Origin of the sequence: Streptosporangium sp. NPDC049046 (assembly GCF_040649155.1) — a bacterium.
Taxonomy (GTDB): domain Bacteria; phylum Actinomycetota; class Actinomycetes; order Streptosporangiales; family Streptosporangiaceae; genus Streptosporangium.
Map to the genome: position 1 here is coordinate 92,483 of NZ_JBEZEZ010000010.1, position 15,666 is coordinate 108,148.

At 68.8% G+C, this 15,666-nt stretch carries 8 protein-coding genes; 5 read left to right on the forward strand and 3 right to left on the reverse strand.

The window, feature by feature from the left end:
- The first annotated feature begins 152 nt into the window (after positions 1 to 152).
- On the forward strand, positions 153 to 2,600 hold the full coding sequence (locus tag AB0B96_RS16230) for a M14 family zinc carboxypeptidase (protein ID WP_362899340.1): 2,448 nt from the start codon (positions 153 to 155) through the stop codon (positions 2,598 to 2,600).
- 78 nt (positions 2,601 to 2,678) lie between these two features.
- On the opposite strand, the gene AB0B96_RS16235 is transcribed toward AB0B96_RS16230, so the two are convergent.
- Genes AB0B96_RS16235 through AB0B96_RS16245 form a run of 3 tightly spaced genes read right to left on the reverse strand, consistent with a single transcriptional unit; the run spans position 2,679 to position 7,866 of the window.
- Positions 2,679 to 3,992, reverse strand: a complete 1,314-nt coding sequence (locus AB0B96_RS16235) for a phosphotransferase (RefSeq protein WP_362899342.1) — start codon at positions 3,990 to 3,992, stop codon at positions 2,679 to 2,681.
- Between the two features lie 4 nt (positions 3,993 to 3,996).
- Positions 3,997 to 5,700 (reverse strand): maltose alpha-D-glucosyltransferase, encoded by a 1,704-nt coding sequence (treS, locus tag AB0B96_RS16240; protein ID WP_362899344.1) that lies wholly within the window; start codon positions 5,698 to 5,700, stop codon positions 3,997 to 3,999.
- A 45-nt stretch (positions 5,701 to 5,745) separates the two neighbouring features.
- On the reverse strand, positions 5,746 to 7,866 hold the full coding sequence (locus AB0B96_RS16245; RefSeq protein ID WP_350947567.1) for an alpha-1,4-glucan--maltose-1-phosphate maltosyltransferase: 2,121 nt from the start codon (positions 7,864 to 7,866) through the stop codon (positions 5,746 to 5,748).
- Between the two features lie 354 nt (positions 7,867 to 8,220).
- On the opposite strand from AB0B96_RS16245, the gene glgP reads away from it, so the two are divergent.
- The 4 genes from glgP (at position 8,221) to AB0B96_RS16265 (ending at position 15,655) form a co-directional block, all read left to right on the forward strand.
- Positions 8,221 to 10,803 carry an alpha-glucan family phosphorylase gene (gene glgP, locus AB0B96_RS16250; protein WP_362899346.1) on the forward strand — a complete coding sequence of 861 codons (2,583 nt, stop codon included), beginning with the start codon at positions 8,221 to 8,223 and terminating at the stop codon, positions 10,801 to 10,803.
- 707 nt (positions 10,804 to 11,510) lie between these two features.
- Positions 11,511 to 13,631 carry a glycogen debranching N-terminal domain-containing protein gene (locus AB0B96_RS16255; protein WP_362899348.1) on the forward strand — a complete coding sequence of 707 codons (2,121 nt, stop codon included), beginning with the start codon at positions 11,511 to 11,513 and terminating at the stop codon, positions 13,629 to 13,631.
- A gap of 57 nt (positions 13,632 to 13,688) precedes the next feature.
- Positions 13,689 to 14,819 carry a glycosyltransferase family 4 protein gene (locus AB0B96_RS16260; protein ID WP_362899350.1) on the forward strand — a complete coding sequence of 377 codons (1,131 nt, stop codon included), beginning with the start codon at positions 13,689 to 13,691 and terminating at the stop codon, positions 14,817 to 14,819.
- A 65-nt stretch (positions 14,820 to 14,884) separates the two neighbouring features.
- Positions 14,885 to 15,655, forward strand: a complete 771-nt coding sequence (locus tag AB0B96_RS16265; RefSeq protein WP_362899352.1) for an enoyl-CoA hydratase-related protein — start codon at positions 14,885 to 14,887, stop codon at positions 15,653 to 15,655.
- Positions 15,656 to 15,666 lie beyond the last annotated feature (11 nt).

Sequence of the window (15,666 nt, forward strand, 5' to 3'; positions counted from 1 at the left end):
TAAAGCTTACCTTAAAATTGTTGGATGCGTAGAATGCGTTGATTTGGGGTCTTGACGAAGATACGTCCTCTGGCGAAGATTCTTGCCAATTGCGTACTTTCTGCCGGGGTGACCCAATACCCGGAGACGTGCGCCAACTGGAGGCATCTCTCATGAGGAGTTCTCTCGATGGCAGGAGACTCGGCCGTATCGCGGTCGTGCTCACTCTTCCCATTGCCCTGAGCTTCGGTTCGTTCCCCGTTCTCGCCGAGCCGTCCCCGCCGGTCAGCGAGGTCGTCCCCGACCATCAGTCCAGCACCGAACAGAACGGTGTGGCGCTGCTGCGCGTCATCGTCCCCGACGAGGCCGGCATCGACCGGCTCAACTCCATGGGCGTCGACCTCGCGGAGTACAAGAAGCCCGTCGACGGCGGGTTCGAGATGCACGCGGTACTGAGCCCGGAGGAGGCCCAGAACCTCCGCGATCTCGGTTTCAACATCGTCGGCAAGATCTCCGACCAGACGGAGTTCGCCGAGAACCTGGTCCAGCGGCGGAGTGCCGTCGCGGCCGAGGCCCAGGCGGCGGCGGAGGTCGACACGCTGACCCCGCTCCGCGCCGAGTGGTTCACCAGCCTCGACGACCAGAACTTCCTCTCCGTCGAGGTGAAGTCGAGCGCCATCGACGCGGCGACGGTGCTCACCGTCGCCTGGGACAGCGGCAAGGGCACCGCCCCCGACTCGGGCGGCACCGCGACGATGTCGCGCTTCACCGACGCCGGCCAGTACATGTACCACCGGTTCAGCTCGCCGCTGGCCCTGACCGCGGTTCCCGCCACGGCCACGATCACCAGCAACCGGGGTGGTTCGGTCACGGTTCCGGTGACCAAGTGGCTGGGTGAGAAGCGCAAGCCCCCGAAGAAGCACTACGTCGTGGACTTCGTCGACCGCTACATGGACCCGACCGAGATCACCGACCGGATCTCCGGCCTGGCCCAGGAATTCCCGAAGATCTCGCAGATCATCGATCTGCCGCACAAGACGAACGGCTACCGCCGGGCGGCGCAGGCCCAGTTCGGCACCGTCGCGGCGAGCACGTTCTACGTGACCTCGAAGGCGTACGGGCACGAGGGCGGCAACGACATCAGCGTGGCGCTGGTGAAGCCGGACGCCGCCTCGGCCGCGCTGAGCGTGTCGGTGAGCGGCAAGAACGTCGTGGTCAACCTCGGCACGAACGAGTCCTCCGCGATCAACAGCACCGCCAAGGCGGTGGTGGACGCGCTCAACGGCAACGCCGCGGCGTCGGCGCTGCTGACCGCCGCCACCTACCGGGGCAACGCGGGTGCCGGTCTTGTCGCCGCGGCCGTGGCGACGAAGCTGACCGACAACCTCAAGGCGCCGGCGACCGTCTCGCGCGAGCCGTTCCAGACGAAGGCGCTGCGCATCGGCAAGCAGCGCGACGGCTCGAAGGTCGGCGTGTTCCTCTACTGCCAGGAGCACGCCCGCGAATGGGTGACCCCGCTGACCTGTGTGGAGACCGCCGAGCGGCTGCTGCGCAACTACGCCCGTGACGGGGAGACCAAGAAGCTGGTCGACAACCTCGACATCTTCATCATGCCCACGGTCAACCCCGACGGCGGGCACTACAGCGTGTACGACTACAACATGCAGCGCAAGACCATGACCAACCACTGCCCGGTCAACGCGGCCGACCCCGCGAACCGCAACGCCTGGGGTGTGGACCTGAACCGCAACTTCTCGGTCGGTTCGGTCTTCGACGGCTACAGCGGCGCCTCGACGAGCTGCACCAGCGGCACCTACGCGGGCCCGGCCGAGCTGTCGGAGCCGGAGGCTCGCAACGAGGTCTGGATCACCGAGCAGTACCCGAACATCAAGTTCGCGATGAACACGCACTCCTACGGCGGCTACTTCATGTGGGCTCCGGGCTCGTACAAGTCCGCTGGTCGTGAGACGCTGCCGCGGCCCGACTTCGGTACGGAGAACTTCTTCTGGAGTGCCTCCAACCACATCCTCTCCAGCGTCCAGTCCTGGCGCGGCAACGGTATCTGGCCGGGCCGCACCGGTCCGATCCCGGACGTGCTGTACTCCGCGGCCGGTAACAGCGCCGACGAGCACTGGTACAACCGGGGCATCATCGGCTGGAGCTTCGAGGTCGGCGCGGACGTCTACAACCCGCAGACCGGGCGTTTCGAGGCGGTCGGCTTCCAGCCGCCGTTCGCCGAGGGCCACGAGGAGGCGATGGAGTTCTCGTCCGGCCAGATCGGCATCCTGGAGGTGGCCCGTAAGTACGCCGATGACAAGAAGAAGCCCGCCTCCCAGGTGAAGGTGACCGACCGGACCGACACATCAACCAAGTTCACCTTCGAGGTCGACGAGCCCGCCAACATCTACTACACCCTGGACGGCAGCCGGCCGACGCTGAACTCCACCAAGCTTCTCAGCGCGGGAATGCGCGAGGGCACCCAGCAGATCACGCTCGACAAGACCGCCAACGTCCACTGGTTCGCCGTGGACATCGCGGGCAACGTGGAGGGCAACTACAAGCCCGACGGCAACGGCAACAACTACCGCAAGGCGAAGGTGGAGGTCCGTAAGCTCCCCTGACCTCTTGAGATGTTCGTGCGGCCGCCGGTCCACCGACCGGCGGTCGTTCGGCGCTCTCCCCGCGCCACGGGAGGGCGTCTAATGGCCGGTTTCGAAGGCGGCCATCGGGATGTGCAGCCAGGTCGGGCGGTTGCGGGACTCGTAGACGACCTCGTACGCGGCCTTGTCGAGTTCCAGGGCGCGCAGCAGGACGGCGTCCTCGGCGCGCAGGTGGCCGCCTCCAGCGGAGTAGCCGGCGAGGAAGGAGGAGCGGTTGAGCTCGGCCCACTCCACCGCGCGGGGGCGGAGGGCGTCGGGGTCGGGGTGGTCGGCGAGCAGGTGGCGGGCGGCGTAGTCGAAGGAGCGGAGCATCCCGGCCACGTCGCGCAGCGGGGAGGACAGGGCGCGGCGCTCGGCGATGGGCCGGCCGGGCTCGCCCTCGAAGTCGAGGATGACCCAGTCGTTGTTGGTGCGCATCACCTGGCCGAGGTGGTAGTCGCCGTGGACCCGCTGGACGGGCATCTCCCCGGCCACGTCCGAGACCCGCTGGTAGGCCTCCTCCGCGACGTGGGCGTGCTCGCCGAGGGCGGGCACCTCCTCCACCGCGACGTTCAGGCGGCGGCGGAACTCCTCGACCATCCGCTTGACCTCCTGCGACTCGATCACGTCGGTCGGGAACGCCTCGGCCATCTCCCGGTGGACCGTGGCGGTGGTCACGCCGAGGCGGTAGGACTCGGAGCTGAAGTCGCCGCCCGCGTCGGAGGCCGAGGGTTCGAGGGAGCCGTACAGGTCGCGGACGCTGGCCAGGGCGAGGGCCCAGCCGTCGTTGGCGTTGGACAGGAACTCCTGGGTCATCGCCAGCGTGGTGGTCTCGCCGTCGAGGTCGGTCTCGATCCAGCCGTACGGCTTGGCGATGTGCGTGCTGCCGCGCAGGGCGAGGGCGGTGACGATCTCCAGTTCGGGGTTCACCCCGGCGGTCAGGCGGCGGAACAGCTTGCAGATGTAGGTGCCGCCGTACACCAGCGAGGTGTTGGACTGCTCGGCGCCGAGGACGAGGCTGCGCTTGGAAGTGTCGATCTCCACCCCGTCGAGGTGGCGGAAGCGGATGGCGCCGAGGTCGCGGCCTTCCGCCATGCCGTCGAGCAGGGCGGTGGTGAGGTCGGCGTCGTAGGCGGCGTCGTAGTAGCCGTCGCCGATGTGGGCCGGTTTGAAGCGGGCCCACTCCGGCGCCTCGCTGCCGAGCAGCAACTGGTAGCGGTCCCGGCCCCCTGACTGGTGAACGGAGATGATCAGGTGACGCAGGCGCGGTGCCAGTTCCACGTCCGAGTCGATGACGAGATCGTCGATCGGGCGCCCCTTACCGGCGAACCATCGCTGATGGGTGATCCAGCCGGTAAGGAGCTCCGTCAACACGGCTTTACGCCTCCTGGGATGCGGGTGGCAGGGTGAACCAGTAGAACCCATGCCCAGGAAGCGTCAAAAGATACGGAAGCTCCCCAACCGATGGAAAAGGAACCCCGCCCATCGTCTCCACCGGGACCGATCCCTCGAAGCGGCGCAGGTCGAGCTCCACCGGCTGCGGGAATCGGGACAGGTTGTTGACGCACAGCATCCGGTCGTCGCCGAGCTCGCGCACGAAGGCGAGAACGCTCGGGTTGGACGAGTTCAGCTCGGTGAACTCGCCGAGGCCGAAGACCGGGTGCCGCTTGCGGATGTCGATCATCCGCTTGGTCCAGTGCAGCAGCGAGCCCGCGCTGCGCTGCTGCGCCTCGACGTTGAGCGCCTGGTAGCCGTAGATCGGGTCCATGATGACCGGGAGATACAGGCGTCCGGGGTCGCAGTCGGAGAATCCCGCGTTGCGGTCGGGGCTCCACTGCATGGGGGTACGGACACCGTCGCGGTCGCCCAGCCAGATGTTGTCCCCCATCCCGATCTCATCGCCGTAGTACAGCACGGGAGATCCCGGAAGGGAGAGCAGCAACGCCGTGAAAAGCTCAATCTGGTTGCGATCGTTCTCCAGCAGCGGGGCGAGCCGCCGCCGGATGCCGACGTTGGCCCGCATCCTGGGGTCCTTGGCGTACTCCGAGTACATGTAGTCGCGCTCGTCGTCCGTCACCATCTCGAGCGTGAGCTCGTCGTGGTTGCGCAGGAAGATGCCCCACTGGCAGTTCTCGGGGATCTTCGGCGTCTGGGCCATGATCTCGGAGATGGGGTAGCGCGACTCCCGCCGCACCGCCATGAAGATGCGCGGCATCAGCGGGAAGTGGAACGCCATGTGGCACTCGTCGCCGCCGGTGGCGGCGTCGCCGAAGTACTCGACCACGTCGGCGGGCCACTGGTTGGCCTCGGCGAGCAGCACCCGGTCGGGGTAGAGCCGGTCGACCTCCGCCCTGACCCGCTTGAGGTACTCGTGGGTCCTGGGCAGGTTCTCGCAGTTGGTGCCGTCCTGCTCGAAGAGGTACGGGATGGCGTCCATGCGGAAGCCGTCGATGCCCAGGTCCAGCCAGAAGCGCAGCACCTCCAGCATCGCGTCCTGCACGTCCGGGTTCTCGTAGTTGAGGTCCGGCTGGTGCGAGAAGAAACGGTGCCAGTAGTACTGGCCGCGGACGGGGTCGTGGGACCAGTTGGACGTCTCGGTGTCGACGAAGATGATCCGGGCGTCCTTGTAGAGCTCGTCGTGGTCGTTCCAGACGTAGAAGTCGCCGAACGGCCCCTCGGGGTCGTGGCGGGAGGCCTGGAACCACGGGTGCTGGTCGCTGGTGTGGTTCATCACCAGGTCGGCGATGACCCGCATGCCGCGCTTGTGCGCCTCGTCGACGAGTTTCACGAAGTCTCCGAGGTCGCCGAAGTCAGGAAGGATCTTCATGAAGTCGGCGATGTCGTAGCCGCCGTCACGCAACGGCGACTCGTACAGCGGAAGCAGCCAGAGGCAGTCGACACCGAGCCACTGGAGGTAGTCCAGTTTCTGGATGAGACCGCGGATGTCTCCGGTGCCGTCGCCGTTGGAATCGGCGAAACCCCGGATGAGAACCTCGTAGAAGACGGCACGCTTGAACCAGTACGGGTCGCGCGGTTTTTCCTCGTCGAAGGTGTTCGGAATCGGTTCAGGTAGCTGACTCACCAGTGGACTCCCCGCTGTTCTGCCGGTACACGTGCACCCGCCGGCTCACCGCTGGCTCGCCGCCGCTGCACGCAGAGTGAAGACGTGCGCTGGGTGGATGTGGGGATCGAGACGCACGTAGTTGTCCTGCCGCCAGCGATACGACTCGCCCGACAGTTCGTCGTCCACGACGAACTCGGCTTGCCAGTCGAGACCGAGGGCGGGCATGTCCAGCGACACCGTCGCCTCGTGGGTGTTGTGCGGATCCAGGTTCACGACGACGAGGACAACGTCGCCCAGGCCGTGCCGTCGTGTGGCCGTGTCATAGGCGCCGGGCAACCGCTTGGAGAAGCAGATCACATCCGGGTGGTTGACGCTGTGAAAACGTAGATTACGCAGTTCCTGGAGCGCCGGGTGTGCTCTTCGGAACAAATTGAGTTGCGTGATGAACGGGGCCAGGCTACGGCCTTCCCGCTCAGCCTCAACCCAATTGCGGGGTTTGTACTGATATTTCTCACTATCTAGGTATTCTTCGCTACCCGGTCGAACCGGTACATTCTCCGCAAGTTCATATCCGGCGTACACGCCCCACGTCGGCATCGCCGTCGCCGCGAGCACCGCTCTGATATGAAATGCCGGGACTCCCCCGTGCTGAAGGTATTCGTGGAGAATGTCCGGAGTATTGACGAACACGTTCGGCCGCATGTAGTGCGACGTCTCGTGGGAGAGCTCGCCCAGGTACGACTCGACGTCCGGGCGCGAGTTCTTCCACGTGTAGTACGTGTACGACTGGTGGAAGCCGACCTTGGCCAGCGTCCGCATCATCGCGGGGCGGGTGAACGCCTCCGCGAGGAACAACACGTCGGGATCGGTGGCGTGGATGTCGGCCAGCAGCTTCTCCCAGAAGGAGACCGGCTTGGTGTGCGGGTTGTCCACCCGGAAGATCCGCACCCCGTGGTCCATCCAGAGCCGTACGACCCGCCTGATCTCCTCGTAGATCCCCTTGGGGTCCTTGTCGAAGTTCAGCGGGTAGATGTCCTGATATTTCTTCGGCGGGTTCTCCGCGTACGCGATCGAGCCGTCGGCGCGGATGTTGAACCACTCCGGGTGCTCCTTGACCCACGGGTGGTCGGGCGCGCACTGCAGGGCGAGGTCGATCGCGATCTCCATGCCCAGCTCGCGGGTCTTGGCCACGAAGGCGTCGAAGTCCTCGAACGTGCCCAGGTCGGGGTGGATGGCGTCGTGGCCACCCTCCTCGGAGCCGATCGCCCAGGGCGAGCCGGGATCGTACGGCTCGGGGGTCAGGGTGTTGTTGCGCCCCTTGCGGAAACTGTGCCCGATCGGGTGGATCGGTGGCAGGTAGACGACGTCGAAGCCCATCTTCGCCACGGCGGGCAGCCGCTTGGCGGCGGTCTGGAAGGTCCCGGACTTGGGGGCGACGCCCTGCTCGATGATCGCGCCCTCGGAGCGCGGGAAGAACTCGTACCACGACCCGAACAGCGCCCTGCGGCGGTGCACCAGGACCGTGCGCGGAGCCGACCTCGTCACCAGGTCGCGCAGCGGGTGGGCGCGCAGCAGCGCCGCGGTCTCGGGAAGCTGGGCGACGGTGAACCGGGCGCGCGGGTCGATCTCGGTGTCGCGCAGTCTGGCCGCGACCGCCTGGAGCGCGGCCCGGTGCCCGCAGACGTGCTGCTGCGCCTCCTTGGCGCGCCTCGCCGTCCTCGCCGCGGGTTTCCTGCCGCTCACCGGCCCACCGGTCGCAACCGTACCGGTCACGGGTTCGCAGTCGGCGGCACGCACCGCTCTCGCCGCGCGGTCGAAGAGCCGGGCGCCCTCCTCGCACATCAGGTCGGCGTCCAGGCCCCGAGGGATCTTGATGCCCGCGTCGTGCAACCAGGTGGCGAGGGGGTCGCCCCACGCCTCCACCCGGAAACGCCACTCACCCTCGGTGGGCAGCGTCACCTCCACGCCCCACCGGTCGGTGCCGGGGGCGAGCTCGCCCATCGGCAACAGGGGGCCGCGCACGCCGTCGGGGCCGGTGAACACGACCCCTGCCGCGACCGCGTCGTGTCCCTCCCGGAACACGGTCGCGGAGATCTCGAAGGTCTCACCCGCGGCGGCCTTCGCGGGGCGGCGCCCGCAGTCGACCGTGGGGTGGATGTCCTGAATTGGAATTCGTCCGATCATCGCGTCTCAAGGTAGCGGCGGCACGCCCGGTACCGCCGGGGAAGTCAGCAAGGAAGGATCTTCGTTTGTGCAAGCATCACGGGGCGGTCGGTCTCGTGGCAGGCCGAGACCCCGCCCTGCTGGGACGGCCGGTTTCCCGAGGGCAGTACATTCTGGCTCGTATCTCCGGTGCCCCAATAGTCCATCTTCATGCCTGCCGATGGATAGAGTGCGGGACCTCTTACTCTTCCGCGAGTTGTCCTAACAGTCGATCACCTCTCTTTGATGTGTTTGGGGTGGATTGATAGCGGTGAGGGGGAGACGCGTGAGTGTTGAGGTCGCCCTCGTGGCGCTGAGTAACTAGGGTCTGGCAGCGTGAGAGCAATCCGTAGGTTTACCGTCCGCACCGTCCTGCCGCCGGAGCTGGCCTCCCTCGGCGAGCTCGTCCTCAATCTGCGCTGGTCGTGGCACCCCGAGACATTGGATCTGTTCGGTGAGGTCGATCCGGCCATCTGGGGACGCGTCGGGTACGACCCCGTCGCCCTGCTGGGCGCGGTCGAGGCCGACAGGCTCCGTGAGCTCGCCGCCGACCGTCGCTTCCTGAGGCGGCTCGCCGACGCCGCCGACGATCTCCGCGAGTACATGACCGCACCCCGGTGGTACCAGACCATCTCCGAGGCCCCGAAGGCCATCGCCTATTTCTCTCCCGAGTACGGCATCGCCGCCGCCCTGCCGCAGTACTCGGGCGGGCTCGGCATCCTCGCCGGAGACCACCTCAAGGCCGCCAGCGACCTCGGCGTGCCCATCCTCGCCGTCGGCCTGCTGTACCGCCACGGCTACTTCACCCAGTCGCTCTCGCCCGAGGGCTGGCAGCTGGAGCACTACCCCTCCCTCGACCCCGGCGGCCTGCCGCTCACCCTCCTGCGGGAGGAGGACGGCAGCCCGGTACGCATCAAGATCAGCCTTCCCGAGCAGCGCACGCTGCACGCCCAGGTCTGGGTGCTCCAGGTCGGCAGGGTGCCGCTGCTGCTGCTCGACTCCGACGTGGCCGAGAACGACAACGCCGCCCGTGACGTCACCGACCGCCTGTACGGCGGCGGCGGCGACCACCGGCTGCTGCAGGAGCTGCTGCTCGGCGTCGGCGGCGTCCGCGCCATCCGCGCGTACTGCAGGGTCACCGGGCACGCCGAGCCCGAGGTGTTCCACACCAACGAGGGCCACGCGGGCTTCCTCGGCCTGGAGCGCATCCGCGAGCTCACCGAGGCGAGGCTCTCCTTCGACGAGGCGCTGGAGGCGGTGCGGGCCGGGACCGTCTTCACCACGCACACCCCCGTGCCCGCCGGGATCGACCGCTTCCCCGCCGAGATGATCGGACGCCAGTTCGGCGGCGACAACGCGTGGCCCACGGTCCCCGTCGACCGCATCCTCGCGCTGGGCGCCGAGGAGGAGCCGGGCAAGTTCAACATGGCCGCGATGGGCATGCGGCTGGCCCAGCGGGTCAACGGCGTCTCCGAGCTGCACGGCGCGGTGAGCCGGGAGATGTTCAAGAGCCTGTGGCCGGGCTTCGACATCGAAGAGGTCCCGATCGGGTCCATCACCAACGGCGTGCACGCCCCCACCTGGGTCGGCCGGGAGATCATGGAGCTCGCCGGCAAGGAGCTGCCCACCCTGGTCGAACGGGCCCAGGGCTGGGAGAGCATCGCCAAGGTCTCCGACGGCGACGTCTGGGGCATCAGGGGACGGCTGCGCGAGAAGCTGGTCGTCGCGGCCCGCGCGCGGCTCCGCCAGTCGTGGATCAACCGGGGCGCCTCGCCGGCCGAGCTCGGCTGGATCGACGACGCCCTCGACCCCGAGGTGCTCACCATCGGCTTCGCCCGCCGGGTGCCCTCGTACAAGCGGCTCACCCTGATGCTGTCCGACCCCGACCGGCTCCGCGCGCTGCTGCTCGACCCCGCCAGGCCGGTGCAGATCGTGATCGCGGGCAAGGCGCACCCGGCCGACGAGGGCGGCAAGAAGCTCATCCAGCAGATCGTGAAGTTCGCCGACTCCGAGGACGTGCGGCACCGCATCGTCTTCCTGCCCGACTACGACATGGCCCTGGGCCAGCTGCTCGTGCAGGGCTGCGACGTGTGGATGAACAACCCGCTGCGTCCGCTGGAGGCATGCGGCACCTCGGGGATGAAGGCCGCGCTCAACGGCGGGCTCAACCTGTCCATCCGCGACGGCTGGTGGGACGAGTGGTACGACGGCACCAACGGCTGGGCGATCCCCACCGCCGACGGCGTCGCCGACCCCGACCGCCGCGACGAGCTCGAGGCCGCCGCGCTGTACGACCTGATCGAGCACGAGGTCGCCGACCGCTTCTACGACCGGGCCGACGGGCTGCCCCGGCGCTGGCTGGAGATGGTGCGGCACACCCTGGCCTCGCTCGGCCCCAAGGTGCTCGCGGGACGGATGCTCCGCGACTACGTGGTCGACCTCTACGCCCCGGCCGCCAAGTCCGCCCGCGCCCTCTCCGGCGAGGGGTACGAGCAGGCGAAGGGCTTCGCGGCGTGGAAGCTCAAGGTCGGCAGGGCCTGGCCGGGCGTGCGGGTCGAGCACGTGGAGGCCACCGGCCTGGGCGACGGCACCCCTGAGCTCGGGACCTCCCTGGAGTTGAAGGCCACCATCGCGCTCGGCGAGCTGGAGCCGGGGGACATCCGGGTCCAGGCGGCCTACGGCAGGGTCGGAGACCACGACGACCTCGCGGACCCCTGCTATGCGGACCTCGCCGTCGAGACCGAGGGCGACGACGGCAGGGCCGTCTTCGCCGGGACCGTCCCCCTCGACCGCACCGGACCCTTCGGCTACACCGTCCGGGTCGTTCCCGACCACCCGCTGGTGGCCTCGAACTCGGAGCTCGGCCTGGTCGCGGTACCGGAGGAGCCCGTCGGCATGACCAACGGCACCCTGCGCTGACCGCGTGATCACCCGGCGCGCGCCGGGTGACGGGACCTCCGTGGTCCTCCCCGTTCTCGGGGAGGACCACGGAGGTCTTTCGCGTTCCGGCCCGTTGAGCGTTCTGTCCGTTGAGCGCTCCGGCCGCTGAACGGTCCGGCGCTGAACGGTCCGGCGGTGAGCGTTCTGTCCGGTGAGCGTTCGGCCCGCAGAACGGCCTGGCCCGGCGAGTGTGCGAGCCGCCGAACGTTTCGGTCCGGTGAACGGTGGCGTATGAGTCGCGCATGAATGCGGGGTGATCACGCTTGAACGGTCGTACCCGACATGGATGGCCGAGAAGTGCTCTCGTTCGGCCGCCGCGCGTGGTGAGGTGGGTATGGTTTGGCCACTCGACCTGGCGCCCAGCAGAGGTTCCCGGCGCCGTGACCCCGGAGCGCGTCTGATCGTACGGCGGCCCGGCGGCGCGTGGCCCGCGGAGGTCGGTGCCGCGGGCCACGCGGAGGGAACCGCGGCGGGGAGCCGCGCGGAGGGGGCCGGAGAGGGCTTGGAGAGGGCCGGAAGAGGTGCGGCAGGGCCGGCCGTCGGCTCTCGGTGCCACCGTTACGATGATTCGGGCAAAACTCCTCTTAAAGTGCAAAATACGGCCATATGCGCCTTTTGTGGAGTTCTTTCTTGTTTGCGCTGGGGATGGGTAGATAACCGACATCTAGCGCACTCGGGGGAGAGCAGTGAACGCATGGACGTTGAAGGGCCAGCCGGGCGCACTGGGTGACACCGCGGTCACACTGGTCGAGGGTGGCTCCTTCTGCGTGTGCGCCCGCAACGGCGACATCCTCACCGGCGGGGCGCAGGGTGTCTACCACGCCGACACCCGGATCCTGTCGCGCTGGGAGCTGAGGGTGGACGAGATGCCCGTGGAGGCGCTCAGGGTCATCCCCGCCGAGCCCTACCACGCGATGTTTCTCGGCAGGGCGGCCCCCAGACCCGGCCGGGCCGAGAGCAGCCTGCTCGTGCTCAGGGACCGCTACGTCGGGGGTGGCCTGCGCGAAGACCTCACCTTGCGCAACCTGTCCGGTGAGCCCGCCGGGTGCGTGGTCGACATCCACGTGGCCTCCGACGTGGCCGACCTGTTCGAGGTGAAGGCCGGCCGGATCCGGCACGTGACCGACGTGGAGGTGACGGCCGACAGGACGGGACTGCTGATCGTCTCCTCCTGCCGCTCGCGCGGCACCAGGGTGGTGGCCGAGCCGCCGCCGTTCGCCGTGCCCGGTGTGCTCATCTTCCGCGTCGTCGTGCCCGCGCGGGGCGAGTGGACCGCCAGCCTGCAGGTCAACCCGATCCTGGAGGGCGAGGAGTCGCCCGCCTGGTTCTCCACCCACCACCCCCTGGAGCACGCGGAGCCCGCCAGGCGCCGCGCCGACTGGGAGCGCGCCAGTCCGATCGTCGTCACCTCCGACCGTGTCCTGACCCAGGTGCTGGAACGCTCCAAGGCGGATCTCGGCGCGCTGCGGCTCTTCGAGGCCGGTATGCCCGACGAGCCGCCGACGATCGCCGCGGGCGCGCCGTGGTTCATGACCCTGTTCGGCCGCGACTCGCTGCTCACCTCGTGGATGGCCCTTCCGATGGACCCGTGCCTGGCACTGGGCACCCTGAGACGCCTGGCCAGGCTGCAGGGCACCGTCGACGACCCGCTGACCGAGGAGGAGCCCGGCAAGATCCTGCACGAGCTCCGTTTCGGCACGCGGACCGGTGCCTCACCGCACGCGGGCCGCGCCTACTACGGCTCGGTGGACTCGACCCCGCTGTTCGTGATGGTCATGGGCGAGCTGCGCCGGTGGGGCGTGTACGGGGAGGCCGTCGAGGAGCTCACCCCGAACGTCGACGCCGCCCTCGACTGGATCCGCAGATCCGCCGACCCATTCCTGTCCTACCGGCGCAAGACCGACCACGGGCTGATCAACCAGGGGTGGAAGGACTCCTTCGACGGCGTCAACTTCGCCGACGGCACCCTGGCCAACCCGCCCATAGCGCTGGCGGAGGTCCAGGGCTACGTCTACGCCGCCTACGTCGCCCGTGCCCACTTCGCTCACCAGGTGGGCGACAGCGCCCTGGAGGAGCAGTGGACGGCCCGCGCGGAACGCATCAGGGACGCCTTCAACGAGCGCTTCTGGCTGCCGGACCGGGGCTACTACGCCATCGGCCTCGACAGCGCCGGGCGCGCCATCGACAGCCTCGCCTCCAACATGGGCCAATGCCTGTGGACCGGCATCGTCGACGAGAGCCGGGCCTTTCACGTCGCCGAGAGGCTGCTCTCACCGGAGATGTTCACCGGCTACGGGGTGCGGACCCTCGCCACCACCATGGGCGCCTACAACCCGATGAGCTACCACAACGGCTCGGTCTGGCCCCACGACAACGCCCTGATCGCGGCCGGCCTGATGCGCTACGGCTTCACGGGCGAGGCCCAGCGCATCGCCCTCAGCCTGCTGGACGCGGCCGAGGCCTTCGGCTGGCGGCTGCCCGAGCTGTTCTGCGGATTCGACAGGGCCGAGTTCGACTGGCCGGTGCCCTACCCCACCTCCTGCTCCCCGCAGGCGTGGGCCGCGGCGAGCCCCATCCAACTGGTCAGGAGCCTGTTGCGCTTCGAGCCGTGGATCCCCTACGGGCGGGTGTGGCTGGATCCCGTCGGGCTGGAGGGCCTGCGGATCCAGGGACTGCCGCTCGCGGGCACCAGGGTGACGATCGAGGTCGGCCCCGACGGCGCCACCATGGCGGGGCTGCCGCAGGGGATCACCCTGATCGAAGAGCCGTGCGGCCCCCTCACCGCCACCGCGGGGCGGGGCTGCTGATCGTTTCTCCAGCCTCCTCCCGGTTCCAACTTCCATGTCTCTTCAGGTGAGGTGACCGTGGTTTCTTCAAGAATCGTTCCCGGATGGTCCGACGGCCTGCGCGTCCTGATGGTCGCGCCGCCCTGGTACGACGTACCGCCCCGGGGCTACGGGGGCATCGAGTCGATGGTGGCCGTTCTCGTCGCCGGGCTGACCCGGCGCGGGAACGACGTCACGCTGGTCGGTGCGGGCAGAGCGGGGACCCGTGCGCGCTTCCTGAGCACCTACGGGCGTGCGCCCTCCGAGCGGATCGGCGAGCCGCTGCCGGAGATGCTGCACGCGGCGAGGGCGTACGCGATGACCTCGGGGCTCGTCGTGGACGTGATCCACGACCACAGCCTCGCCGGGCCGCTGACCGCGCCGGCGCGCGGCGTCCCGACATTGATCACCTGCCACGGGGAGATGGAGGGCGAGTTCGGCGAGTACTACCGGGCGCTCGGCACCACCGTGTCGATGGTCGCCGTCTCCGAGGCACAGCGGCGCATCGCCCCCGATCTGAACTGGGCGGGGGTGGTCCACAACGCGGTCGATGTCACGGCCTTCCCCTTCAGGGAGCGCAAGGAGGACTGGGTGCTGTGGCTGGGCCGGTTCAACGAGGACAAGGGCGCCCATCTGGCGATCGACGCCGCCCGCGCGGCGGGGCGGCGCATCCTGCTCGCCGGCAAGCTCACCGAGAAGGTCGAGTGCGACTACTTCGACGAGTACGTCAAACCCAGGCTCGGCCCCGACGCCGAGTACGTCGGAGAGGCCGACACCGCGCGCAAACACGAGCTGCTCGCGGCGGCGAGGTGCCTGCTCTTCCCGATCGTCTGGGAGGAGCCGTTCGGCATGGTCATGATCGAGGCGATGGCCTGCGGCACCCCCGTGGTCGCCCTCTGCAGGGGGGCCGTGCCCGAGGTGGTCGTGGACGGCGTCACGGGGTTCATCAGGAGCGATCCCTCCGAGCTTCCCGCCGCGATCGAGGCGGCGGACACGCTCGACCCGCGTGCCTGCCGCGTCCGGGTGGAGCGCTTCTTCGGCGTGGAGGCGATGGCCCGCGCGTACGAGGCGATCTACCGCAGGACGATCGCCGGGCTGCCGAGACAGGCGGCGAAGAAACCGGGCAGGAGCGCGGGGGAGAGCAGGGACCTGGCCATGCCCGTCAACTGAGAGGCGCCCTATGGTGGATCGCGGTACGGGGACCGAAGGGGATCCCGGCAGGCGGAAGGACGTCCATGGGTGAGTTCGTGCGGGTTGAGACGGCCGACGGGGTCGCGACGATCAGGCTCGACCGGCCGAAGATGAACGCGCTCAACCGGCAGGTCCAGTTGGAGATCGCCGAGTGTGCCCGGCAGGTGGACGCCGCCGACGACGTGTACGCCGTGGTCGTCTACGGGGGGAAGGTCTTCGCGGCCGGCGCCGACATCAAGGAGATGGCCGGCATGGCGTACGCCGACATGGCGGTCCACTCGCGGGTCCTGCAGGACTGTTTCACCGCCGTCGCGAGGATCGGCAAGCCCGTCGTCGCGGCCGTGACCGGCTACGCGCTCGGCGGCGGCTGCGAGCTCGCCCTGTGCGCGGACGTCAGGATCGCCGGGGAGTCGGCCAAGCTGGGCCAGCCCGAGATCCTGCTCGGCATCATCCCCGGCGCCGGAGGCACCCAGCGGCTGCCCCGGCTGGTCGGCCCGGCCAGGGCGAAGGACCTCATCTTCACCGGCCGTCACGTGTCCGCGGCCGATGCGCTGGGCATCGGCCTGGTCGACCGGGTCGTCCCCGACGACGACGTGTACACCGAGGCCCTCGCCTACGCCGCCCGGTTCGTGGGAGGCCCCGCCCTGGCGCTGCGCGCCGCCAAGCAGGCCGTGGACCGCGGCCTGGAGACCGACCTCGACACCGGTCTGGAGATCGAGCGCCTGCAGTTCTCCGGCCTGTTCGCCACCGACGACGCCGGGATCGGCATGCGCGCCTTCGCCGAGAGGTCCACGGCGACGTTCACCGGCCGCTGACCTGTCCGGTG

Excerpts from the sequence above, each read along its gene's own strand:
- AB0B96_RS16230 (WP_362899340.1), top strand. The coding sequence starts at position 153 with ATGAGGAGTTCTCTCGATGGCAGGAGACTCGGCCGTATCGCGGTCGTG.
- AB0B96_RS16245 (WP_350947567.1), bottom strand. The coding sequence starts at position 7,866 with ATGATCGGACGAATTCCAATTCAGGACATCCACCCCACGGTCGACTGC.
- AB0B96_RS16265 (WP_362899352.1), top strand. The coding sequence starts at position 14,885 with ATGGGTGAGTTCGTGCGGGTTGAGACGGCCGACGGGGTCGCGACGATC.